General features: G+C 58.9%; 20 protein-coding genes and 1 pseudogene. 10 read left to right on the top strand and 11 right to left on the bottom strand.

Annotated elements, in window-relative coordinates:
- The first annotated feature begins 150 nt into the window (after window positions 1-150).
- The 4 genes from ACVHNU_RS09750 (at window position 151) to rarD (ending at window position 5,883) form a co-directional block, all read left to right on the top strand.
- Complete coding sequence (locus tag ACVHNU_RS09750; RefSeq protein WP_473019576.1) at window positions 151-1,461, top strand: MFS transporter; 1,311 nt, start codon at window positions 151-153, stop codon at window positions 1,459-1,461.
- 124 nt (window positions 1,462-1,585) lie between these two features.
- Window positions 1,586-2,599, top strand: coding sequence for an aldo/keto reductase (locus tag ACVHNU_RS09745; protein WP_473019575.1), 1,014 nt, complete (start codon window positions 1,586-1,588; stop codon window positions 2,597-2,599).
- Window positions 2,600-2,757: 158 nt separating this feature from the next.
- A complete protein-coding gene (locus ACVHNU_RS09740) occupies window positions 2,758-4,833 on the top strand; it encodes an acyltransferase family protein (RefSeq protein WP_473019574.1) in 2,076 nt (691 codons plus the stop codon).
- A gap of 168 nt (window positions 4,834-5,001) precedes the next feature.
- Entirely contained in the window at window positions 5,002-5,883 is an 882-nt protein-coding gene (gene rarD, locus ACVHNU_RS09735) for an EamA family transporter RarD (RefSeq protein ID WP_473019573.1), read from the top strand.
- A gap of 177 nt (window positions 5,884-6,060) precedes the next feature.
- On the opposite strand, the gene hppD is transcribed toward rarD, so the two are convergent.
- Complete coding sequence (gene hppD, locus ACVHNU_RS09730; protein ID WP_003224634.1) at window positions 6,061-7,137, bottom strand: 4-hydroxyphenylpyruvate dioxygenase; 1,077 nt, start codon at window positions 7,135-7,137, stop codon at window positions 6,061-6,063.
- Between the two features lie 245 nt (window positions 7,138-7,382).
- Complete coding sequence (locus tag ACVHNU_RS09725) at window positions 7,383-8,330, bottom strand: DMT family transporter (protein WP_473019572.1); 948 nt, start codon at window positions 8,328-8,330, stop codon at window positions 7,383-7,385.
- Between the two features lie 78 nt (window positions 8,331-8,408).
- On the opposite strand from ACVHNU_RS09725, the pseudogene ACVHNU_RS09720 reads away from it, so the two are divergent.
- The 3 genes and pseudogenes from ACVHNU_RS09720 (at window position 8,409) to ACVHNU_RS09710 (ending at window position 11,534) form a co-directional block, all read left to right on the top strand.
- Window positions 8,409-9,281 (top strand): annotated as a pseudogene (locus ACVHNU_RS09720) (LysR family transcriptional regulator).
- A 117-nt stretch (window positions 9,282-9,398) separates the two neighbouring features.
- On the top strand, window positions 9,399-10,934 hold the full coding sequence (locus tag ACVHNU_RS09715; protein ID WP_103483340.1) for an EAL domain-containing protein: 1,536 nt from the start codon (window positions 9,399-9,401) through the stop codon (window positions 10,932-10,934).
- 234 nt (window positions 10,935-11,168) lie between these two features.
- Window positions 11,169-11,534 carry a histone-like nucleoid-structuring protein, MvaT/MvaU family gene (locus ACVHNU_RS09710; RefSeq protein ID WP_003224630.1) on the top strand — a complete coding sequence of 122 codons (366 nt, stop codon included), beginning with the start codon at window positions 11,169-11,171 and terminating at the stop codon, window positions 11,532-11,534.
- Window positions 11,535-11,752: 218 nt separating this feature from the next.
- On the opposite strand, the gene ACVHNU_RS09705 is transcribed toward ACVHNU_RS09710, so the two are convergent.
- A complete protein-coding gene (locus ACVHNU_RS09705) occupies window positions 11,753-12,271 on the bottom strand; it encodes a DUF4946 domain-containing protein (RefSeq protein ID WP_045122752.1) in 519 nt (172 codons plus the stop codon).
- Between the two features lie 139 nt (window positions 12,272-12,410).
- Between ACVHNU_RS09705 and gloA the strand changes: the two genes are divergently transcribed.
- Window positions 12,411-12,932 carry a lactoylglutathione lyase gene (gene gloA / locus ACVHNU_RS09700; protein WP_003224626.1) on the top strand — a complete coding sequence of 174 codons (522 nt, stop codon included), beginning with the start codon at window positions 12,411-12,413 and terminating at the stop codon, window positions 12,930-12,932.
- A gap of 179 nt (window positions 12,933-13,111) precedes the next feature.
- On the opposite strand, the gene ahpF is transcribed toward gloA, so the two are convergent.
- The 3 genes from ahpF to ACVHNU_RS09685 all read right to left on the bottom strand — a co-directional run bounded on the left by ahpF (window position 13,112) and on the right by ACVHNU_RS09685 (window position 16,445).
- Window positions 13,112-14,674, bottom strand: a complete 1,563-nt coding sequence (gene ahpF / locus ACVHNU_RS09695) for an alkyl hydroperoxide reductase subunit F (RefSeq protein WP_473019571.1) — start codon at window positions 14,672-14,674, stop codon at window positions 13,112-13,114.
- A gap of 132 nt (window positions 14,675-14,806) precedes the next feature.
- The gene (gene ahpC, locus ACVHNU_RS09690; protein ID WP_003224621.1) at window positions 14,807-15,370 is read right to left on the bottom strand and encodes an alkyl hydroperoxide reductase subunit C; all 564 of its coding nucleotides are present in this window, start codon (window positions 15,368-15,370) and stop codon (window positions 14,807-14,809) included.
- Between the two features lie 136 nt (window positions 15,371-15,506).
- A complete protein-coding gene (locus tag ACVHNU_RS09685; protein WP_103483338.1) occupies window positions 15,507-16,445 on the bottom strand; it encodes a site-specific integrase in 939 nt (312 codons plus the stop codon).
- A 177-nt stretch (window positions 16,446-16,622) separates the two neighbouring features.
- Here ACVHNU_RS09685 and ACVHNU_RS09680 point away from each other — a divergent pair, with 177 nt between their 5' ends.
- Entirely contained in the window at window positions 16,623-17,639 is a 1,017-nt protein-coding gene (locus ACVHNU_RS09680) for a DNA-binding protein (protein WP_103483337.1), read from the top strand.
- On the opposite strand, the gene gorA is transcribed toward ACVHNU_RS09680, so the two are convergent.
- Window positions 17,636-18,994 carry a glutathione-disulfide reductase gene (gorA, locus tag ACVHNU_RS09675; protein ID WP_103521639.1) on the bottom strand — a complete coding sequence of 453 codons (1,359 nt, stop codon included), beginning with the start codon at window positions 18,992-18,994 and terminating at the stop codon, window positions 17,636-17,638. The two genes, ACVHNU_RS09680 and gorA, sit on opposite strands and share 4 nt — an antisense overlap.
- A gap of 231 nt (window positions 18,995-19,225) precedes the next feature.
- On the opposite strand from gorA, the gene ACVHNU_RS09670 reads away from it, so the two are divergent.
- Entirely contained in the window at window positions 19,226-19,435 is a 210-nt protein-coding gene (locus ACVHNU_RS09670; RefSeq protein WP_201137753.1) for a hypothetical protein, read from the top strand.
- A gap of 83 nt (window positions 19,436-19,518) precedes the next feature.
- Here the strand turns inward: ACVHNU_RS09670 and ACVHNU_RS09665 are convergent, their stop codons facing one another.
- The 4 genes from ACVHNU_RS09665 to ACVHNU_RS09650 form a co-directional block, all read right to left on the bottom strand.
- The gene (locus tag ACVHNU_RS09665) at window positions 19,519-20,016 is read right to left on the bottom strand and encodes a GNAT family N-acetyltransferase (RefSeq protein ID WP_473019570.1); all 498 of its coding nucleotides are present in this window, start codon (window positions 20,014-20,016) and stop codon (window positions 19,519-19,521) included.
- A 174-nt stretch (window positions 20,017-20,190) separates the two neighbouring features.
- Window positions 20,191-21,309, bottom strand: a complete 1,119-nt coding sequence (zapE, locus tag ACVHNU_RS09660; protein WP_400505208.1) for a cell division protein ZapE — start codon at window positions 21,307-21,309, stop codon at window positions 20,191-20,193.
- 842 nt (window positions 21,310-22,151) lie between these two features.
- Window positions 22,152-23,111: an agmatinase gene (gene speB / locus ACVHNU_RS09655; protein ID WP_003224606.1), complete on the bottom strand. Its 960-nt coding sequence runs from the start codon at window positions 23,109-23,111 to the stop codon at window positions 22,152-22,154.
- A 16-nt stretch (window positions 23,112-23,127) separates the two neighbouring features.
- Window positions 23,128-24,219 carry a polyamine ABC transporter substrate-binding protein gene (locus ACVHNU_RS09650; RefSeq protein WP_473019569.1) on the bottom strand — a complete coding sequence of 364 codons (1,092 nt, stop codon included), beginning with the start codon at window positions 24,217-24,219 and terminating at the stop codon, window positions 23,128-23,130.
- Window positions 24,220-24,278: the final 59 nt, after the last annotated feature.

The raw sequence follows: 24,278 nt of genomic DNA, 5'->3' as shown, positions 1-24,278 counted from the left end.
CAGGCGCGGACGGTTGTTCACCCGCACAGGGTCTGGCGGCAAACCCTGTGCTCAGGCACAAAGACAATCCGGCCACTGGTGGCCGAGACTCTCAGGGCGATCAACGTTAACCTGTGCATCGCAAAAAATCATAATAAAGAGAGAGCCGCCATGTCGCAGAGCGCCGCAGCTACCCAGACCATCGACGCCAGTAAAAACGCCGTCTACAAACGCATCACCCTGCGTTTGATTCCCTTCATCTTCATCTGCTACCTGTTCAACTACCTCGACCGGGTCAACGTTGGCTTCGCCAAACTGCAGATGCTCGACGCGCTGAAGTTCAGCGAAACCGTGTACGGCCTCGGCGCCGGGATCTTCTTCATCGGCTACGTGCTGTGCGGTGTACCGAGCAACCTGGCGCTGACCAAATTCGGTCCGAGACGCTGGATTGCCGTGATGATGATCACTTGGGGCACGCTGTCGACCTGCCTGCTGTTCGTCACCACCCCGACCCAGTTCTACACCCTGCGCCTGTTTACCGGTGCGGCCGAAGCCGGGTTCTTCCCGGGCGTGGTGCTCTACCTCTCGCAGTGGTTCCCGACGTTCCGCCGTGGGCGGATCATGGCGCTGTTCATGTCGGCGATCCCGGTTTCCGGCCTGCTCGGCAGTCCGTTTTCCGGCTGGATCCTCAACCACTTCGCCGCCGGGCAAGGTGGACTGGCGGGCTGGCAGTGGATGTTTCTGCTGCAAGGTATTCCGACGGTCATCCTCGGCGCCCTCGCCTATTTCCTGCTGAGCGACAGCTTTGCCAACGCCAAGTGGCTAAGCCCGCATGAACGCGCGGTGCTTGAGGCGGATCAGGCCGAAGACCTGGCGAACAAGCCGAAAACCACCTCTGACTCGCTGATCGCGGTGTTCAAGAACCCGGCGATCTGGGCCTTCGGCCTGATCTACTTCTGCATCCAGAGCGGCGTGTACGCAATCAACTTCTGGCTGCCGTCGATCATCAAGAACCTCGGCTTCAGCGACAACCTGGTGATCGGCTGGCTGAGCGCGATTCCGTATCTGCTGGCGGCGGTGTTCATGCTGCTGGTGGGGCGTTCGGCGGACTTGCGCAAAGAACGTCGCTGGCACCTTGTTGTGCCGATGCTGATGGGCGCCATCGGCCTGGTGATTGCGGTGAATTTCGCCGCCAACCCGGCCATCGCCATCCTCGGTCTGACCATTGCCACCATGGGCGCGCTGACCGGTCTGCCGATGTTCTGGCCGGTGCCGACCGCAATGTTGAGCGCGGGCGCGGCGGCCGGAGGTCTGGCCTTGATCAACTCGATGGGGCAGATGGCCGGTTTCCTCAGCCCGTACCTGGTGGGTTGGGTCAAGGACAGCACCGGTTCGACCGATGCGGCGTTGTATCTGCTGGCGGGTGTGATCGTCGGCGGGAGCTTGCTGGCGCTGCGCATGACGCGCACGTTGCGGGCGTAAACACGCTGCGATCTTTTTTGCCCTTGTTTATTGCAGGCGGATTGCTCAGCCGATAATTCACTTTGCCCCGTGGGATGCTTCTGGTATTTGATTGGAGTTTTCCCACCGACAAAAGGATTTCGGCATGAGCTACCGCACACTGGGGCACTCGGGGTTGCAGGTGTCCACCCTCACCCTCGGCACGATGATGTTTGGCGAGCAGACCAGCGCAGAGGATTCGCTGCGCATCATCCACAAGGCCTGGGATCAGGGCATCAATTTCATCGACACCGCCGACGTCTACACCAACGGCCGTTCGGAGGAAATCGTCGGCGAGGCGATCGCCCGACACCGTCACGAATGGGTGCTGGCGACCAAGGTCGGATTCGGCCCGGCGGACGGCGTGCCGAACCGCAGCGGCTTGAGCCGCAAGCACATTTTCAATGGTCTGGAGGCCAGCCTGACGCGCCTCGGCACCGACTACCTCGACATCTATTACCTGCACCGCGAAGACCACAACACGCCGCTGGAAGTCACCGTGTCGGCGATTGGCGATCTGATTCGCCAGGGCAAGATTCGCTACTGGGGCCTGTCGAACTATCGCGGCTGGCGCATTGCCGAGGTGATTCGTATCGCTGACCAGTTGGGTGTCGATCGCCCGGTGATCAGCCAGCCGCTGTACAACATCGTCAACCGCCAGGCCGAGACCGAGCAGATCACCGCTGCGCAAACCTACGGTCTCGGTGTGGTGCCTTATAGCCCGCTGGCCCGCGGCGTGCTCAGCGGCAAATACGCACCCGATGTGACCCCGGACGCCAACAGCCGCGCCGGGCGCCAGGACAAACGCATTCTGGAAACCGAATGGCGGGTGGAATCGCTGCGAATTGCCCAGCAGATTCAGCAATATACCCAGGGCCGTGGGGTCGGTATCGTCGAGTTCGCGATTGCCTGGGTGCTGAACAACAGCACCGTGACTTCGGCGATCGTCGGCCCGCGCACCGAACAACAGTGGGACGCGTACACCAAGGCGCAAGCGGTGAAAATCACGGCGGAGGATGAAGCGTTTATCGATTCGCTGGTGACACCGGGGCACGCGTCGACACCGGGGTTCAATGATGTGAGCCATTTTGTGTCGGGCCGTAAACCGCGCCAGCCATAAGTTTTTCCCTCGTTGTACAACAGCCGATACAATCGGCTGTTTTTTTTCATTGAACCAAGTGCGATCAAATGGAAAACGCTGATTGATCGTGTGCAAATGGCCCGGGATAAATGATGTTCAACCGCCCTTTTCAGTTAGCGTGCAAGCCTCTGCGCGGGATGCTGTTCAAAGTAATTGGCAACAAGGACGCATCGACCACGCACGCTTCGCCGCTGGCAGGGGCCGTCTCTGGAGATGGGAAACCTTCACTGCAATACCGTGCGGATGTCGACGGCCTGCGCGCAATCGCTGTGCTGCTTGTCTTGATTTTTCACGGCGGCCTGGCGCTGTTTCCGTCGGGTTTTATTGGCGTCGATATCTTCTTCGTGATCTCGGGCTACCTGACGACCTCGATCATCATGAAGTCGCTGGACAACGGTACATTCAGTTTTGCCGGGTTTTACAACCGGCGCATCTGGCGCCTGCAACCGGCGGTGATTGCACTGCTGATTGCCACACTGATCGCCACGACATTGCTGTACTTGCCCAATGACTATGTCGAATTTCTCAAGAGCGAAAAGTACACCTCGTTAATCATTTCCAACCAGTACTTCTCAAAAGCCACCACCGGCTATGCCACACCCGATGCCGCAAGCTTGCCGTTGCTGCACACCTGGTCACTGGCCATCGAATGGCAGTGGTATCTGGCCTTGCCGCTGGGTATCTGGCTGCTCGACCGGTATGTGGCGAAAAGCGTGTTCAAGGCGACGGTATTGGGCTTGACCCTGGCGGCGATCGCGCTCGCGCTCTATCTGTCCCGCGCCTACCCCGACAAGAACTACTACTTCTTCACCGCTCGAATCTTCGAATTGATGATCGGCTCCTGCGCCGTCATCTTCAGTGCGCAAAACTTCAGGCTCAATCGCACAAGTGCCACGTTGGTCTGTGTGCTGGCGCTGGCCACGATCTTCTACTGCGCCACCCGAGAAGGCATCCTGTCTGGCTTTCCCGGTTACCACGCCATTGTCGTGTGCCTCGCCACCGCAGTGCTGCTCTTTCGCGGTATCGGCGATAACAGCCTGACCTCCAAATTATTGGCGTTCAAACCGCTGGTGTTGATTGGCACGCTCTCGTACTCGCTGTACTTGTGGCACTGGCCAATCCTCGCGGTGATGAATTACATGGGCCTTGCCCTGACTCCGCTGCTGACGACCGTTTATTTCATCGCCACCTTCATCATCGGCTACGCCTCCTATGTGCTGGTTGAAAACCGGTTTCGCAGAACACGCGTACGGTTTGGCAAGACACTGCTCTGGTTGATGGTCCTGCCGGCGGTCAGCCTGTCGTTGTTGCACGCAGCGGGCGAGAAACATGACGGTTGGCCATTGCGCTTCGGCCACGCCTACGGCAGCCAGTTCGACACCCTGAGCGCCGCCATTCCGCCTGCCCGAGAAGGTTGCCTGGGTGTCAGCGACGGTGCTGATCCCGGCTGCGTATTCGGTGCTGTGCGGGACACGCCCAACGCGTTCCTGATGGGTGATTCCTATTCGAACCAGTATTGGGGTTTTGTCGAATCACTGGCCAAAGATGCCAACCTTTCAGTACTCGCCCAGGCTTACCCGGCGTGCCTGACGATGCCCGGTGTCTATTTGTACAACTGGTACAAATACAAGAACGCGCTGTATCAAAAGTGCCACGATGCCACGCAACGTTACTACGACATCGTGGCCAGCCATCACTTTCAGTACGTGATCATCGGCCAGATCTGGGAGGCGTATCTGAGCGACGCCGTTGTTACCCGCCTGGATGACCCTCGCAGCCTTGAGTTATCTCATCAACGCTTGGGGGTGGCGATCCGCGAAGCACTGGACATTATCGTCAAGTCAGGTGCAACTCCGGTCTTTTTGCTGAGCACGCTGCCAATGCCGGCGGGGATCAACGAATGCCTGTCGAAGCAGGTCAAGTTGCGCGGCACGCTGGGCAGTACCGAGCAAAGCCGCGCCTGCGCCACGACACCCTGGTCAGGCAGTGAAGAACCGGTATTGGCCAGGCTGTTGAATGAATTGAAGTCCGAATACCCGAGCTTGCTGGTGATCGATCCGAAAAGCGTGCAATGCGCGCAGGCCGATTGCGCGACGACCGTCGACGGCCTGCCGGTCTACCGTGACATCGGCCACTTGACCGATTACGCCTCTTACCGGTTTGGTCAGATGTACATCGAGCACTTCGCAAATCCGTTGAAAGCACAACAGTAATGCCCGCGAACCCGCTAAGGATTTCGGGCTCTGCCCGAATCCACTGACTACGCTGGTGAGGGGGCGGCGCCAATGTGCATGTTGGAAATAATGAGCACTCGGCCAATATTCAGCACAAAAACCACGTATCCTGCGCGCCCTGTTTGATCACCCACCCGCGAGGACAGTTTGTCTAAAGGTATCGCTCTATCGGTTTCAGCCTCGGTGCTGTTTGCCGTCATGTATTACTACACCTCGCTGCTCACCCCGTTGAGCGGCGTAGAGATTTTCGGCTGGCGGATGCTGCTGACGGTGCCGTGCATGACCGTGTTCATGCTGGTGTCCGGTGAATGGCGGCGGGTACTGGAGCTGCTGCGGCGGGTTGCGGGCTATCCGAAGCTGATCGGCGGCCTGATCGTTTCGGCCGGTTTGCTCGGCGTGCAGTTGTGGCTGTTCATGTGGGCGCCGCTCAATGGCTACAGCCTCGACGTGTCGCTGGGTTATTTCCTGTTACCGCTGGCGATGGTGCTGACCGGGCGCATCGTGTACGGCGACAGCCTGTCGTACTTGCAGAAAATCGCGGTGTTCTTTGCCATTCTGGGCGTGGCGAACGAGTTGTATCAGGTCGGCGGTTTTTCCTGGGCGACGCTGGTCGTCGTGGTCGGGTATCCACTGTACTTCGTGCTGCGCAAACGCCTGAAGACCGACCACCTTGGCGGTCTATGGGTCGACATGACCCTGATGCTCCCGGTGGCGTACTGGTTTGTGCGCGGTGGCGAGCAAGGCTTTGGCGTGTTCGATCAGTATCCTGGCTTGCTCTGGTTGATTCCCCTGCTCGGCCTGATCAGTGCATCGGCGCTGGTGGTCTACATCATTGCCAGCCGCTTGTTGCCGTTCAGCCTGTTTGGTTTGCTCAGTTATGTGGAACCGGTGCTGCTACTCGGTGTGGCGCTGTTGCTCGGTGAAAGCATCAAGGCCGGCGAGTGGCTGACCTACATTCCGATCTGGCTCGCCGTTGTGGTGCTGATCTTCGAAGGCTTCAAACACCTGATGCGACAACGCCGCTCTTAAAAGCAATACAAGACTACTGTGGGAGCGGGCTTGCTCGCGAAAGCGTCAGGTCAGTCAACAAAGACCTTGAACGAAAGACCGAATTCGCGAGCAAGCCCGCTCCCACAGTTTTGCTGACGCAAAAAAATCCCGGCTGTGCATGACTGCAAGCCGGGATTTTTTCATTCTAGTGGCGGATTACTCGGTGGTCAGCACACCACGACGCACCTGATCACGCTCGATCGATTCGAACAGGGCCTTGAAGTTGCCCTCGCCGAAACCATCATCGCCCTTGCGCTGGATGAATTCGAAGAATACCGGGCCCATCAGGGTTTCCGAGAAGATCTGCAGCAGCAGGCGCTTGTCGTCCGGGTTCGACGAACCGTCGAGCAGGATGCCCCGCGATTGCAGTTGATCCACTGGCTCGCCGTGATTCGGCAGGCGGCCTTCGAGCATTTCGTAGTAGGTGTCCGGCGGCGCGGTCATGAAGCGCATGCCGATCTTCTTCAACTGATCCCAGGTCTTGACCAGATCGTCGGTGAGGAACGCCACGTGCTGGATGCCCTCGCCGTTGAACTGCATCAGGAACTCTTCGATCTGCCCGGCGCCCTTGGACGACTCTTCGTTCAGCGGGATGCGGATCATGCCGTCCGGTGCGGTCATCGCTTTCGAGGTCAGGCCGGTGTATTCGCCCTTGATGTCGAAGTAGCGGATCTCGCGGAAGTTGAACAGCTTCTCGTAGAAGTTGGCCCAGTAAGCCATACGCCCGCGATACACGTTGTGGGTCAGGTGATCGATGATCTTCAGGCCGGCACCGACCGGGTTGCGATCAACGCCTTCGATGAACACGAAGTCGATGTCATAGATCGAACTGCCTTCGCCGAAACGGTCAATCAGGTACAGCGGCGCACCGCCGATACCTTTGATCGCTGGCAGGTTGAGTTCCATCGGGCCGGTTTCGATGTGGATCGGCTGGGCGCCGAGTTCCAGTGCGCGGCTGTAGGCCTTTTGCGAATCCTTGACGCGGAACGCCATGCCACACACCGACGGGCCGTGCTCGGCCGCGAAGTACGAAGCGACGCTATTGGGTTCGTTGTTGAGGATCAGATTGATCGCGCCCTGACGGTACAGGTGCACGTTCTTGGAGCGGTGGGTTGCGACCTTGGTGAAGCCCATGATCTCGAAGATCGGCTCCAGGGTGCCAGGAGTCGGCGATGCGAACTCGATGAACTCAAAGCCCATCAGGCCCATTGGGTTTTCGTATAAATCTGCCATGGTGACGCCTCATCATTCTTATCAATTAACCAGGGTTATTTGTCAGTAATGCTGAGATCGCTGGGTGGTGCGCAGGAGATGCCTCGCACACTGCGGGCGAGGAAGTCACCGTAGATCAGTTGAAACCCGAATATCTTCATTGTCGACCCAAGGCTCTTGCGGGCGAGGCTTCTGCTGCCAGAAGACGATTATTATTGTATGCGTAACCCGATTCTACACAGCGTAAATAGGGTTGTCTGCCCTCTCTATAAAATCCGCCTTTTTCGCATTGGTGCAAGGGGTTTGTTGCACAGGTAAATCCCCACCAACACCAGGCCGCCTCCCAGATACAGGCTCAACGTCAGTTGTTCGCCGAGCAGCAGCGCGCCGAGAACCACGGCTGTCAGCGGATTCAGGGCGATGAACACGCCGGAACGGGTCGCGCCGATTTTGCGGATACCGTCGTAGTAGCCGATGTAGGCCAGCGCCGAGCCGAGCACACCCAGGTAGATCAGGCTCAACCACTGCGGCGTACCGAGGCTGATCAATGCGACCCAGCTTACCTCGCCGCGCAACGCCGCCAGCGTCCAGAGCATCACTGTGCCGATCAGCACGGAAAGCGTCACGGTCTGCACCGGGCCGAGTGACTGATTCAGCCCCCGTGAAAACAGCGAGTAAACGCCCCAACCCAACACACAACCAAGAATCAACAGATCGCCGATCCACGCGTCAGGCGTCGCGGCAAGCAATTGCGGATTACGGCTGACGAACACCAGGCCAGCGCCAGCGATACAGATCGCAATACCGGCGACTTTCATCCGCCCCATGCGCTCCTTGAACAACAACCACGAGGCCAGACCGATCACGGCCGGATTCAACGCAACAATCAACGAGGCCCGTGAAGCGTTGATGTATTGCAGGCCATAAAAGAAGCACAGGTTATAGAAGAAAATCCCGAAGAACCCCAGCAACAACAGTTGCAGCCATTGCCGGGACGTCGGTCGTGCCAGCGGGATGCGCGCCAGCCACAGGAACCCCAGCAACGCCGCACTGGCGAGCAGGAAGCGCAGGCTGGCGGCGAACAGAGGGCTGAGACTGCCCGCCAGAAAACGCCCGGCGACAAAGGTCCCGCCCCAAATCATGGTCACCGCTGCCAGAGTCAGATAAACCGGCCGCTCGGAGGTCGTTGCGTGGATTTGCTCGAGGTTGCGCATGATGCTCCAGGTAATGCAGCTGGAAAGATGGCGTATCATTCACCTCATTTAACGTCATCGTAAAATGAGCAAATACTCATGACCCTCACTCAACTGGAGATCTTCTCGCTAGTCGCTGAACTGCGCGGTTTCACCCTCGCCGCCCATCGTTTGGGAATTTCGCAGTCAGCGGTGTCGCACGCGATGAAGTCGCTGGAGGAGGAACTGGGCGTCGAACTGCTACACCGCCATCAGTCGCAAGTCGAACTCACCGACATCGGCGAGTAATTGCTGCAGCGCGCACGGGCCATGCTTGGTCTGGCCAACACCCTGCGTCAGGAGGCGGCCGATGCGCGGGGCATGAAAAGCGGCACGTTGCGCATCGGCTCGTTCGGCCCGACGTCATCGATCAAGTTGCTGCCGACGATTTTGCAGCGCTATCGCCAGGCGCATCCGGGCATTGAAGTGCATATTGATGAGGGGCCGGACAGGCTGGTTATCCAGTGGTTGGAAGAGCGGCGGATCGACATCGGTTTTGTGGTGTTGCCTCAGGAGCGTTTCGACACTTTTGCCTTGGCAGAAGACCAGATGGTTGCCCTGCTGCCAACCGATCATCCATTGGCAGGACGCACCGCGCTGAGCCTCAAGGATCTGTGTGCCGATCCGTTTGTGCTGACCGAAGCCGGTTCATCGGAGCTGGTTTCGCGCCTGTTCACTGCCGCGCGCCTGCAACCGAAGATCCGCTATCGCTGCTCGCAATTGCTCAGCACCCTGGACGTCGTGGGCCGGGGTGACGCAATTACCGTCGTGGCCGAATGCTCGTTGCCGGACGATGCGACGCCGCGTTACGTGAAGAAGCCGCTGGTACCCGCCGTGCAACGCCAGATCGGCCTCGCCGTGCTCGATCAACGTCAGGCTTCGCCGGCGACGTTGGCCTTTATCGAACTCGCCACGCAGCTCAACTCGCCTTGAGCAGCGCAAGCGCCATCGGCCATCTATCATGCCTCTTGACTCCGCGGTGTTTCACAGGCGCGCCGTTGCCAGGCCTGCATTCGAGAGTTTCCCCTTCCATCGCAACAGGATGTGCCCATGCCGTTGACTGTCAGACCCCGCCGCAAACGTAGCGTGCGCATGATTGTGACCCTGCTTTGCGCCCTGCTGCCGGTGCTTCTGGGCACAGGGATTCTGTATATGCAAGCCGAGCGCACCTTGCAGCAGAGCACGCAGAACACCGCCGATGAGGCGTTGCGTCAGGTCGAACTGATGCTCGACAACACCGCCCAGGCCGCCAGCGATCTGCTGCCATTGGCCGGCCAGCCCTGCGACAGCGTCAAACTGGCGTTGCGTGAACAGGTGACCCGTCGGCCTTTCGTGCGCTCGACCAATCTGGTGTGGGACAACAATCTCTATTGCAGCTCGCTGTTCGGTGAGTACAAGGAAGCCGTGAACCCGGGCGACTACACCCAAGGCAAGCTGTGGTTGATGAACGGCAATCCCGTTACGCCCAATACCGCGCTGCTGGTGTATCGGCTCAGCGAAGGTCGTGGCGGCGCGCTGACCACGCTCGATGGCTATCACCTGAGCAACGTCCTGCGCCTGATTGGCCGACAGACGCTGCTGTTGCTGCAGGTTGGCGACAACTGGCTGTCCGCCGATGGCAAGGTGCATCAAGGCAACCTGCCGCCGTTGCCGGTGGCACAAAGTATGTTGGTGTCTTCGCGCTATGCCTTCAGCGTCGCCGCAGGCTTCCCGCAGGGCGAAACCTGGCGCTATATGGCCGACGAATACCCGCCGCTGTTCAGCCTGCTGATTTTTTTCGGGATCATCTCCGGTGCTATCGGCCATGTCCTGCAGCGGCGCTCCACCTCACCCAGTCATGAAATGCTGCGCGCTCTGGAGGCAGGCGAGTTCATCCCGTATTTCCAGCCAGTGGTGCATGGCGACAGTAAAAAGTGGTCCGGCGCCGAAGTGCTGATGCGCTGGAAACATCCGAAAGAAGGTCTGGTGCGCCCGGACATGTTTATCCCGTTTGCCGAACATTCGGGCCTGATCGTGCCCATGACCCGCGCCCTGATGCAGCAGACTGCCGCCCTGCTCGGCCCGTTGTCTGCAGGTTTCAACAAACCGTTTCACATCGGTATCAACATCACCGCCAGTCACTGTCACGATCTGCAACTGGTCGAAGACTGTCGCGAGTTTCTCGCTGCGTTCGCACCCGGCAGCATCAGCCTGGTGCTGGAGTTGACCGAGCGTGAGCTGATCGAGCCGAGCGACATCACGCACCAACTGTTCGAGCAGTTGCATACGCTGGGTGTGATGATCGCCATCGACGACTTTGGCACCGGGCATTCAAGCCTGGGTTACCTGCGCAAATTCAATGTGGACTTTCTCAAGATTGATCAAAGCTTCGTCGCGATGATCGGGATCGACGCATTATCGCGACATATTCTGGACACGATTATCGAGCTCTCGGCCAAGCTCGATCTGGGTATTGTTGCCGAAGGTGTAGAAACTCAGGCACAGGCTGACTATCTGACTGCACACCACGTCAACTTCCTGCAGGGCTATCTGTTCGGAAAACCCATGCCCGGCGCCGACTTCATCGATGCATTAAGTCACCATTAACTAAAAACAAATTAACCCCGGCACTGCGATCGGACGCACCAAATTGATACAAAACACCACTGTTGTTACATGACGACAAGATCAGGATTTACTCTTGGCGCATTAACTACTACAATTTTTTCAGCCTGTGCAAGATTGGCAGGTGAGCCATTATCACCGAGTCGCTTCAAGGCTCTTGGCTTATAGCTTTGTTTGCGGTTGGTATCAGCCAAACACACTATTGGAGTAAAGATATTGTCCAGACTCGCTGAATTTCGTGCAGCTGAAAAGGCCCTTCAGGAACAGCTCAAGCAGCTGGAATCGCTGAAGAACGATGCCGGGCTCAAGAAAGAAATCGAATTCGAAGAAAAGCTCCAGGGGCTGATGAAAACCTACGGCAAAGGCCTGAAAGACATCATCGCCATCCTCGATCCGAACCCGTCCAAGTCCGGCTTGCAAGTGTCCGCCGCACCAAAAACCCGCCGTGCTCGCGTGGTCAAGGTTTATCAAAACCCGCACACCGGTGAACTGATCGAAACCAAGGGCGGCAACCACCGTGGCCTGAAAGCCTGGAAGGAACAGTACGGTGCAGCTACCGTTGATTCCTGGTTGCGCGGCTAATCTTGCGTCAACAACCAAGCCCTGCTTTATGCGGGGCTTTTTTTTCGACAATATCTAACAAAAGCAACGATTTCCCCCGCGCTAGTTATCAATCCGCCTTAACACACACAAGCCGCGAGGCTAAACATTTTGCGCCGGAATGTTGCAATCGTAATCGCCGCTAAACTTTGTGCTTAATTCCTTCGGGTATCTAAACCGGACGGGGTGCAAACAGACGCTTAAAGTTTCAAGCTGTTTCTCACTGCGACTATTTCCTCGGCGCTTGCCTTATAAACCTCGGCCTGCCCAGCGTAAGAAAGTACATAAGCCTTATCCGCTGCGGCCGCAGCAACCAAAGTTTGCGACAACACATGTCGACCGTTTTCAGTGATCGTGCAGGTGGTTTCCTGCGCGTCCAAAGAGCCGAGCTTCGCCGGGTGTACCTTGTTGCAAACACTCTGATAGCCGCCCTGGAAGAAATCCTTCTGTATCGATTTGCGCATTTCCAGCAGAACGCCCGCCACATTGACCTGGTGACCTGCCTCCACCTGAGTCATGGTCAACTCCATCACCATGACCTGATTGCCGTCGGTGTCGGTTTTCACCGCGCGCTGGCGCGAAACCTGAGGGGCTTGATCGGGCAGCGCCTCTACTTCCCAGCCAGCAGGCCAAGTGATGCTCGGCTGGTCCGCCAGCGCAGGAGCGGCAAGCAAAGACGAGAAAAGGCAAACGAACAGCGCTTTGAACGGTCGGATCATTACCAGAGGCACTCGCAGATTGAGCTGCAAAGTCTGAGGCCCGGCCGTCCACAGAGCAAGCCGCGCATTCGGTTTGGCGATGCCGCCCCGCATGCGTATCATTGCGCCCATTCACTCGCCCCATTGTTACGGAGGGCCTATGAGCCTGCACGAACTGAACACTTTCCCCGGCGTCACCGCCACTCCAGACAGCGCAACCCGCAACTTCGTCTTCAACCACACCATGCTGCGCGTGAAGGACATCACCCAGTCGCTGGACTTCTACACCCGCGTACTGGGTTTCTCGCTGGTGGAAAAACGTGATTTCCCGGAAGCTGAGTTCAGCCTGTACTTCCTCGCACTGGTCGACAAGGCGCAGATCCCGGCCGACGCCGCTGCCCGCACCGAGTGGATGAAGTCGATTCCCGGCATCCTCGAACTGACCCACAACCACGGCACTGAAAACGATGCCGACTTCGCCTATCACAACGGCAACACTGACCCGCGCGGTTTCGGCCACATCTGCATCTCGGTTCCGGATATCGTTGCGGCATGTGCACGTTTCGAAGAACTGGGCTGTGACTTCCAGAAGCGTTTGACCGATGGCCGCATGAAAAGCCTGGCGTTCATCAAGGACCCGGATGGCTACTGGGTTGAAATCATCCAGCCTGCGCCGCTGTAACTGACTGCATAAAAAGCCTTTGTGGGAGCGGGCTTGCTCGCGAAAGCGGTGAGTCATGCAACGCAGGTGTTGGCTGACAGGACGCTTTCGCGAGCAAGCCCGCTCCTACAATTGGATTTGTGTCAGGCATAAAAAAACCCATGATCGCTCATGGGTTTTTTCGTTTCAGCGACTGACGTTTACGCCGGAGCCGAAGTGCGGATCAAGTGATCGAACGCGCTGAGAGATGCCTTGGCGCCCTCGCCCACCGCAATCACGATCTGCTTGTATGGCACAGTGGTCACGTCGCCTGCCGCGAAGATCCCCGGGATCGACGTCTCGCCACGGTTGTCGACGATGATTTCACCGCGCGGCGACAGCTCGATGGTGCCTTTGAGCCAGTCGGTGTTCGGCAGCAGACCGATCTGTACGAAAATCCCCTCCAGCTCGACGCTGCGCAGTTCGTCAGTCTTGCGATCCTTGTAACGCAGGCCGTTGACCTTCTCACCATTGCCGGTGACTTCAGTGGTTTGCGCACTGGTGATCACGGTGACGTTCGGCAGGCTGTGCAGTTTGCGTTGCAGTACCGCGTCGGCACGCAGTTGTACGTCGAACTCCAGCAGGGTCACGTGGGAGACGATACCGGCCAGATCGATGGCCGCTTCAACGCCGGAGTTACCGCCGCCGATCACCGCCACACGCTTGCCTTTGAACAGCGGACCGTCGCAGTGCGGGCAGTACGCCACGCCTTTGTTGCGGTATTCCTGCTCGCCTGGCACGTTCATTTCACGCCAGCGTGCGCCGGTCGCCAGAATCACGCTCTTGGCTTTCAGGGTCGCGCCACTGGCGAAGTGGACTTCGTGCAGCTCGCCGTTCTTGCCCGGGATCAACTTGTCGGCGCGCTGCAGGTTCATGATGTCGACGTCGTACTGCTTGACGTGTTCTTCCAGCGCCGTGGCCAGTTTCGGGCCTTCGGTTTCCTGCACGGAAATGAAGTTCTCGATGGCCATGGTGTCCAGCACCTGACCGCCGAAGCGCTCGGCCGCGACACCGGTGCGAATGCCTTTACGGGCGGCATAGATAGCGGCCGAAGCACCGGCCGGGCCACCGCCGACCACCAGCACATCAAAGGCTTCTTTGGCGCTGATCTTCTCGGCTTGACGCTCGATGGCACCGGTGTCGAGTTTGGCGAGGATTTCTTCCAGACCCATGCGGCCCTGGCCAAAGCTCTCACCGTTGAGGTAGATGCTCGGCACAGCCATGATCTTGCGATCGTTGACTTCGTCCTGGAACAGCGCGCCGTCGATGGCGACGTGACGGATGTTCGGGTTCAGCACGGCCATCAGGTTCAGCGCCTGAACCACGTCCGGGCAGTTCTGGCACGACAGCGAGAAGTAGGTTTCGAAGCTGAACTCGCCCTTGAGCGCGCGGATCTGCTCGATCACTTCGGCGCTGGCTTTCGATGGGTGGCCGCCGACTTGCAGCAGGGCCAGCACCAACGAGGTGAATTCGTGGCCCATCGGGATGCCGGCGAAACGCAAGCTGATGTCGGCACCCGGACGATTGATCGAGAACGACGGCTTGCGGGCATCAGTGCCGCTGTCGATCAGGGTAATCTGGCTCGAAAGACTGGCAACGTCTTTCAGCAGGTCAAGCATTTCCCGGGATTTCGCACCGTCGTCGAGGGAAGCAACGATCTCGATCGGCTGGGTGACCCGTTCCAGGTACGATTTCAACTGGGCTTTAAGATTGGCGTCCAACATACGGGCGATCTCCTGTGTCTTTATTCGAGGCGAAAAAAAGCCCGAGCGAATCTCGCCCGGGCTTTTTTAATGGGCGGTGCAGCTTACTGAAGTAGGTGCGGAGTCCCGCCCTGTGTTGCGTGCGTCACAGACTTAGATCTTGCCGACCAGGTCCAGGGACGGAGCCAGAGTCGCCTCGCCTTCTTTCCACTTGGCTGGGCAAACTTCGCCTGGGTGAGCAGCAACGTATTGAGCAGCCTTGATCTTGCGCAGCAGCTCGGAAGCGTCACGGCCAACGCCGCCATCGTTCAGTTCAACGATTTTGATCTGGCCTTCAGGGTTGATCACGAAAGTGCCACGGTCAGCCAGGCCAGCTTCTTCGATCAGCACGTCGAAGTTGCGGGAGATAACGTGGGTCGGGTCGCCGATCATGGTGTATTCGATTTTGCCGATCGCTGGCGAAGTGTTGTGCCAGGCAGCGTGAGCAAAGTGGGTGTCGGTCGAAACGCTGTAGATTTCCACGCCCAGTTTCTGGAACGCAGCGTAGTTGTCGGCCAGGTCTTCCAGCTCGGTTGGGCAAACGAAGGTGAAGTCGGCTGGGTAGAAGAACACTACGGACCATTTGCCTTTCAGGTCAGCGTCCGAGACTTGTACGAAGTCGCCGTTTTTGAACGCGGTAGCTTTGAACGGTTTTACTTGGCTGTTGATGATAGGCATTGATGACTCTCCGTCAGGGTTGTGAATTCGATGGGTGAATCCTACCCACTCACTCGACGGATGGCTCATTGGCAAACCTGATGCTGCTGATTTGTTTTCGCTATTAGCTGACTGTATTAATAGAAGAAAACGATATCTACGACGAAGCCGGCTTATCCGTAATCCGAGCCATCCCGTGAAAGGGGCTGGCTTCAACATAGCGCATGGCTGACTTCATATCCTTCCAGCCAACGTAACTCATCAAAGATTTCAGATCCCAGCCGCTTTGATGCGCCCAGGTAGCGAAGCCGCGGCGCAGGGAATGGCTGGTGTAGCGCTCGGCCGGAATGCCGGCGCGTTCCAGCGCCTGACGCAGCAGTGGAATGATGCTGTTGGCGTGCAAGCCCTCATCGCTCAGATGTCCCCAGCGGTCGACGCCGCGAAACACCGGACCGCGTACCAGCGCCGCCTCGGTGATCCAGTCGATATAAGCCTGCACCGGGCACAGCTTGAGCAGCGCCGGCGCCTGATACGTCTGCCCGAGGTTGTCGCGGTCGCCCTTGCTGCGCGGCAGGTACAGAGTGATGCCGCTGCCGGCGTGCGCCTGCACATGCTCGATCTGCAGACGACACAACTCATCACTGCGAAAGCCACGCCAGAACCCCAACAGGATCAGCGCCCGATCGCGATAGGCCTTGAGCAACTGCGGGCGATCCTGATTTTGTCTGGCATTGCTGGCTTCCTGCTCCAGCCAGTCGACCAATTGCTGCAGATCGTGCAGTTGTAGCGGTTCGGCCTGTTTTTCCTGCGCCGGATGCAGCGCCCGAATGCCTTTGAAGACCTTGCGCACCACCGGCGCCTTGGTCGGATCGGCAAAACCCTGACTATTGTGCCACTGCGCCAGCGCCGACAAGCGCAGCTTCAGCGTATTGATCGACAGCACGCCGGCATGCTCGACCAGATAACGCGCCACGCTGTCGGCCGTCGCTGGCAGGAACCCGCCCCACTTCACTTCGAAATGCTCGATCGCCGAACGATAGCTGCGGCGGGTGTTGTCACGGGTGGCGGCTTGCAGATAGCGATCGATCTCGCTCATGGGCAGTGTTCTCGCAGGCGTACTGATTTCGGGATGAAAAAACCAATTCAGGCATCTGACATTGGGTAATACCAGTATATCCCGCCTGTGATTAATCAAGCATTTAACTTTATTTTCAGCGTGGTACACTGCGTACTTTGGTGGCATGTACCACAGTATGAAACGGTAGGAGTTCACATGGCCCGTGGCGGCGTAAACAAAGCAGTGGTGCAGATCGCGCGTGCAGCGATTCTGGCCCGGGGCGAACACCCCAGTATCGATGCAGTACGCATCGAACTGGGCAACACCGGTTCGAAAACCACGATCCATCGCTATCTGAAAGAGCTGGATGACGGCAGCCAACCGGTCGAAGCGTCTGCAGAACCGATCAATGACGAGCTGACCGCACTGGTCTCGCGTCTCGCCCAGCGCCTGAAAGAACAGGCGCAAGAGCCGATCGAACAAGCGCGCGAGCAGTTCGAGGAGCAGCGCGAAACGCTGGAAGCGGAACTCAAGCAGGTGCGCCAGGCACTCGAACAACTGGAACAACAGCACGACATTCAAGGCGCAGCACTGGCACGGGAATCCGAGGCACTGAAAGAAACCCGCTCGATGTTGCAGACCGAACAAACCCGCAACGCCGGACTGAACCAGGCCTTGGCCGATTTCGAGTTGCGCCTGCAGGACAAGGACGAGCAGATCCGCTCACTGGAAGAGAAACACCTGCACGCCCGCGATGCCCTTGAGCATTACCGCAACGCCAGCAAGGAGCAGCGCGAGCAGGAACAGGCCCGTCACGAAGGGCAGCTCCAGCAATTGCAGATGGAATTGCGCCAGGCGCAACAAAGTGCGCTGGTACGTCAGGACGAGATCACCCAGTTGCACCGTGACAACGAGCGCCTGCTCACCGAAAACCGTGGCACCCAGCGCGAGCTGAGCCTGGTACAGGATCAACTCAAGCACAGCAATCAGCGTCAGGATCAGTTGCTGGAGCAAGCGACTCGCGTCGACAACGAACGCACCCTCCTCCAGGAACGCTTGCGCGTGGCCCTGCTGGAAAGTCAGACGCTGAAACAGAACATTGACGAACAGCTGTTGCTCAATCAGTCACTGGAAAAGGAACTGACCAAGACTCAGACCAGCCTCGAGGATAGCTTGCGTCTGGCCGCTACCGTTGCGGCAGCGCCAGACACAGCCAAAGCGAAGGAAACTTAAGCGCCGACCGGCGTACGCATGGTGACGAACTCTTCGGCGGCCGTCGGGTGAACCCCGATCGTGTCGTCGAAGTCACGTTTGGTCGCGCCAGCCTTCAGCGCGATCGCCAGGCCTTGGACGATCTCACCCGCGTCGGGCCCGACCATGTGGCAGCCGAGAACTTTGTCGGTCTTGCCGTCGACCACCAGCTTCATCAGGGTTTTCTCCTGACACTCGGTCAGGGTCAACTTCATCGGGCGGAAGCGACTCTCGAAAATCACCACCTCATGGCCCGCCTCCCGCGCCTCCTCTTCAGTCAGACCGACAGTGCCGATGTTCGGCAGACTGAACACGGCAGTCGGGATCATCTTGTAATCCACCGGACGGTACTGCTCAGGCTTGAACAAACGCCGCGCCACCGCCATGCCTTCGGCCAGTGCCACTGGCGTCAGTTGCACGCGACCAATCACGTCACCCAGCGCCAGAATCGACGGTTCGCTGGTCTGGTACTGCTCGTCGACCTTGATGAAGCCCTTGTCGGTGAGCTGCACATCGGTGTTTTCCAGGCCCAGGTTGTCCAGCATCGGACGCCGCCCGGTGGCGTAGAACACGCAGTCGGCTTCCAGTACGCGACCATCCTTTAGAGTCGCCTTCAGGCTGCCGTCTGGCTGTTTGTCGATACGCGCGATGTCGGCGTTGAATTGCAGATCCATGCCGCGCTTGGTCAGTTCTTCCTGCAGATGTTTGCGCACCGAGCCATCGAAGCCACGCAGGAACAGATCACCGCGATACAGCAGTGTGGTGTTCGCCCCCAGACCGTGGAAAATCCCGGCGAACTCGACAGCGATGTAACCACCACCGACCACCAGCACCCGCTTCGGCAGCTCTTTAAGGAAAAACGCCTGATTAGAACTGATCGCGTGTTCGTGCCCCGGAATTTCCGGAATCTGCGGCCAGCCACCGGTAGCAATCAGAATGTTTTTCGCGGTGAAACGCTCACCGTTGACCTCGACCTCGTGCGGGCCGACGATCTTCGCGTGGGCTTCGTGCAGGGTCACGCCACTGTTGACCAGCAGGTTGCGATAAATCCCGTTGAGGCGATTGATCTCGCGGTCCTTGTTGGCGATCAGGGTCGCCCAGTCGAAATTCGCTTCACCCAGACTCCAGCCGAAGCCGGACGACTGCTCAAAGTCTTCGGCGAAATGCGCGCCGTACACCAGCAGTTTTTTCGGCACGCAGCCAACGTTGACGCAGGTGCCTCCCAGGTAACGGCTCTCGGCTACCGCCACTTTCGCGCCGAAACCGGCTGCAAAACGCGCAGCGCGCACACCGCCGGAACCGGCACCAATCACATAAAGGTCAAAATCGTAGGCCATTTCTATCTCCTCGGCAGGCCATCAGCATACCCGCCGCCGTTCATTGGGCAAACGTTGCGCGCAGCTTTTCACCGAGGTCGGTGCTATCGGGGAACATTTCCTGCGGTTGAATGCCCACGCCATCGGCGCGAAGAGCGTCGCTTAACCCCGAGTTAATTTCCACCCGGGACACTGTGCTTCGAGATCTGCTTCATGGACGAACGGCTCCCACGTTTTTCAGTAGGAGGCACCATGAAAACCATCACCGCTATTCTCACCGGGCTACTCGCCCTCGGCTCCGCCAGCGCCTTTGCCGAAGGCGGCGCCGAACGCATGCGACATTACTACGACAACTTCCCGGTCCACCACGCGCAAAACGAACAGCAGAGCGATAGCAAAGCTGCGGAACTGAAGGTTCCGAACGACCAGACCGCGCAAGTCACCGAGTCTTATCGCAACTGATTCATTGAGCAACCGATGGACCTCCGATGGCTCCGCTCTGGCCTCGGAGATGACAGTTGGGCGCCCTGACCGGGCGCCTTTTTTTATGTCGGCAGATTCTTGATCCAGAACAGCATGCGGCCATGATCCGGGTCGAACATCCCCGGGGCGAAACCGAACTTGCTGTAGGCATTCTGCGCCACCGCATTGCCTTCCAGCACCTCCAGCGTGATCTTGCAGCAGCCGCGCTGACGGGAAATTTCCTCGACCTTGCGCAGCATCTTCTGGCTCAGCCCGAGGCCGCGAAATTTGCTCACCACTGCCACGTCGTGAACATTGACCAGCGGTTTGCAGGCGAACGTCGAGAAACCTTCAAAACAATTCACCAGCCCTGCCGGCTCACCGCCGACGAACGCCAGTACGCTGAACGCGTGCGGCCTGCGCGCCAACTCTTCAGGCAGGCGACGCAGCAGCTCGGGGGCAATCGAATGGCCGCCGCCCATGGGATCTTCTGCGTAATGATTAAGCACGATGCCGATGGCTTCGGCGTGCACTGGATTGGTGTAGCTGGCTTGTAGCACAAGAATTTCTGTGGAATCCATTTCCATCCCCGGTCGTGGCCCCGGCGTGCAAGGTGCGCACCTGAAAGGCTGCTCGACCTTAACGCGAGCCTGTTGTGGGCGACAACCCGGGAAGAACAAAAAGGGCGTCACTGCTCGCATATCAGTGCCTTGGTTCGGCCTGGTCAAGCGAGGCCCTGAGCGCGCCCTCATCACTCAGGCTTCGGCAAAACGCTGCAGTTGCATCTCCTGCAAACGGCTGAGGGTGCGCCGGAACGGGAATTCCAGGTAACCCTCGGTGTACAGCGCTTCCATCGGCACCTGAGCCTCGATGTACAGCGGGACCTTACGGTCGTAGCACTCGTCGACCAAGGCAATGAAGCGGCGTACACCGTCGTCGTGCACCGACAGCTGCGGCAGTTCGCGGTCACCGGCCACCACCTGCGCCGAGCCGTCTTCGGTACCACGGGCGATTCGCCCTTCACGTTTTTGCGCGCTGAGGTTCGGCACGTCGCTCAACAGAATAGATCGATAGCTGTCGCACAGCGCGATGAAGTCCATTGCGGCAAACGGTTGCTCGCAGAGATCGGCATAGCGGCACCAGAGCACCGTCGCACTGGCCTGCACCACGTTCAGCACTCGATGGCCGACGGGCACCGGCTCGGCGCTGGCGGGCTGCCCGGCGTTGAGTGACTGGAAGACCTGCTCCAGAGCACTACCCTGTCCCGGCGCAGTGACAAAATAGCGCTGCTGACCCGCGCCCGGATGCAGGCGATGATCCTCGGCACCATTCACCGCCACCACTTGCATATGCGCCTTGATCGCGGCAATCGCCGGGACAAACCGATCACGGTTGAAGCCATCGGCGTAGAGCTCGTCCGGCGGCAGGTTGGAGGTACAGACCACCACCACGCCTTCGTCGAACATCACCTGAAACAGCCGCCCGAGAATGATCGCGTCGCCGATGTCATTGACGAACAGTTCGTCGAAGCACAACACCCGTACTTCCGCCGCCAACTCTTTGGCCAACGCCCGCAACGGATCGGCGATGCCAGTGAGCTGGAACGAGCGTTGATGCACCCAGCCCATGAAATGATGAAAGTGCTGACGTCGGGCCGGCACCCGCAGGCTCTGATAAAACTGATCCATCAACCACGTCTTGCCGCGCCCGACCGGGCCCCACAAGTACACGCCCGTGACCGAACGGGCGCCGGCGTGCAAGGCTTCATGGCATTTTTGCAGGGCCCAGACCGCGTGCTCCTGGGCTTCATCCTGGATGAAACCCTTGTGCTCGATCGCGTGTTGCCAGGCGCTTAAGGGAGAGTCGAAAGTCATGCGCGGCAGTATGCCACGATGTCCCTGAAAAACAGGTGCCCTTTTGTGGAAGCGGGCTTGCTCGCGAAGGCGTTGGGGCAGCCAACATCACCGTTGAATGACACACCGCTTTCGTGAGCAAGCCCACTCCCACATGGGTTCTGTGGGGAGTCGAAGATCGACTGTATGTCTCGCGACCTCAAAACAGCGTGCAGCAACTGCCTGGAATACAACCCCCTGTGGGAGCGGGCTTGCTCGCGAAAGCGTCGGGGCAGCCAACATCACCGTTGAATGACACACCGCATTCGTGAGCAAGCCCACTCCCACATGGGCTTTGTGGGGGGGCAAAGATCGACTGCATATCTCGCGACCTCAAAACAGCGTGCAGCAACTGCCTGGAATACAACCCCCTGTGGGAGCGGGCTTGCTCGCGAAGGCGCCGGGGCAGCCAACATCATCGTTGAATGACGCACCGCTTTCGTGAGCAAGCCCACTCCCACATGGGGCCTGTGGGGAGTCGAAGATCAACTGTATATCTCTCGGCCTCAAAACAGCGTGCAGCAACTGCCTGGAATAAAGATCCCTGTGGAAGCGGGCTTGCTCGCGAAGGCGTCGGGGCAGCCAACATCATTGTTGAATGACACACCGCTTTCGTGAGCAAGCCCACTCCCACATGGGCTTTGTGGGGGGGCAAAGCTCGACTGTATATCTTGCGACCTCAAAACAGCGTGCAGCAACTGCCTGGAATACAACCCCCTGTGGGAGCGGGCTTGCTCGCGAAGGCGTCGGGGCAGCCAACATCATTGTTGAATGACACACCGCTTTCGTGAGCAAGCCCACTCCCACTTGGGCTTTGTGGGGTGTCAGCGGTCGACTTTGTGTCGGGCGGCGTAGAGGCAGAGCATTTCCATCGCCAGCGTTGCCGCTGCGAGCGATGTCACGTCCGCATGGTCATACGCCGGCGCCACTTCCACCACGTCCATGCCCACCAGATTGATTCCGCGCAAACCGCCAAGAATTTCCAGTGCCTGCACCGTGCTCAACCCGCCACACACCGGAGTGCCGGTACCCGGTGCAAAGGCCGGATCCAGGCAGTCGATATCAAACGTCAGGTACACCGGGTGGTCGCCGACCCGTGCGCGAATCGCCTCGACAATCGCCTCGCAGCCACGTCGATGCACTTGACGGGCGTCGAGCACGGCAAAGCCCTGATGATCGTCATTGGTGGTGCGCAAACCGATCTGCACCGAACGCGACGGATCCACCAGCCCTTCCTTGGCCGCATGCCAGAACATGGTGCCATGATCGACGCGCTTGCCGCCCTCGTCCGGCCAGGTGTCGCTGTGCGCATCGAAGTGGATCAGCGACAGCGCACCATGTTGGCGTGCATGGGCCTTGAGCAGCGGATAGGTGATGAAGTGGTCGCCGCCAAACGTCAGCATCGCGCTGCCGGCATCAAGAATGCGCTCGGCGTGGGCCTCGATACTTTCCGGGATGGTATGCGGCGAGCCGTAATCGAAGTCGCAATCGCCGTAGTCGATCACCGCCAGATGATCGAACGGATCGAATGTCCACGGCCAATGCCGTTCCCAGGCAATCCCGGTGGACGCGGCGCGAATTCCCCGCGGCCCGAAGCGTGCGCCCGGGCGGTTGCTGGTGGCCGTATCGAACGGTACGCCACTGACCGCCACATCGACGCCGCGCAAATCACGGCTGTAGCGGCGACGCATGAAACTGGTGATCCCGGCGTAGGTGCTTTCGGCGGCAGTGCCGTACAGGCTGTCACGGGTCAGGGCTTGGTCGTTGAGCATCGGCACGTCCATCGGTGTGCTCCTTTTGTTATTGATGGCTACGGAAAGTGGTCCACAGACGCGTGCGCTGACGCATGTCCTTGAGGCTCATGCTGCGGTCGGCGTACAAGCGCCCACGCATTTCGGCGGGCGGATAGATGTCCGGGTCATTGCGCACCGCCTCATCCACCAGCGGCGTCGCGGCCTGGTTGGCGGTGGCGAAAAACAGCGTATTGGTCAGCTCGGCGACCGACTCGGGGCGCAGCATGAATTCGATGAACGCCCGCGCCGCTTGCGGGTTTGGCGCGTCCTTGGGAATGGCCAGGTTGTCTTGCCAGATCAACGTGCCTTCGCGCGGTATCCGGTAGGCGACTTCGTACGATTTGTTGGCCTTGTGCGCCTGATCGGCAGCCATGCTCACATCACCGTTGTAGGTCAACGCCAGACAGACGCTGCCATTGGCCAGGTCGTTGATCTGCCGGCCGGTGGCGACATACAGCACCGACGGCTGGAGTTTCTGCAACAAGGCTTCGGCGGCGGCCAGATCATTTTTGTCAGTGCTGTAGGGATCTTTACCCAGGTAATGCAGCGCCAGACCAATGACTTCCTGCGGCGAATCGAGCACGGCAATCCCGCAGTCCTTGAGTTTGCTCGCGTACTCGGGCTTGAACAGCAGATCGAGGCTGTTCAGCGGCGCATCCGGTAGGCGCTTTTTCACCGCCTCGACGTTCAACCCCAGCCCGAGCGTGCCCCACGTGTAGGGCACGGCGTAGCGATTGCCGGGATCGACGGCAGCGAGTTTCTCCAGCAGATCGGGATCAAGGTTGGCGTAGCCCTTGAGGCCTTCGTGGGGAATCTCCTTCAGTGCGCCCGCTGCCAAGCCACGGGCCAGGACGCTGGACGACGGCACTACCACGTCATAGCCGCTGCCGCCGGTCAGCAGTTTGGTTTCCAACACCTCGGAAGTATCGAAGGTGTCGTAGCGCACATGAATGCCGGTTTCTTGCTCGAAACGCTGCAGGGTCTGCGCCGGCACGTAATCGGCCCAACTGTAGAGGTTGAGGGTTTTATCCTCGGCCTGTGCCTGGATGACCACGGACAACAACAGCGCGGGAAAACACAGTTTGAACACGGGAGCCATGACGAACACCTGACCGGAGGAAGTGGTGGCAGGATGCGCCGTCGGATACATTGCAGAAA

The sequence above is a fragment of the Pseudomonas sp. Ors-4-3C genome, from assembly GCF_055755035.1.
The sequence above is the reverse complement of the archived record's forward strand: the minus strand, read 5'-3'. Positions and strand labels throughout refer to the sequence as shown.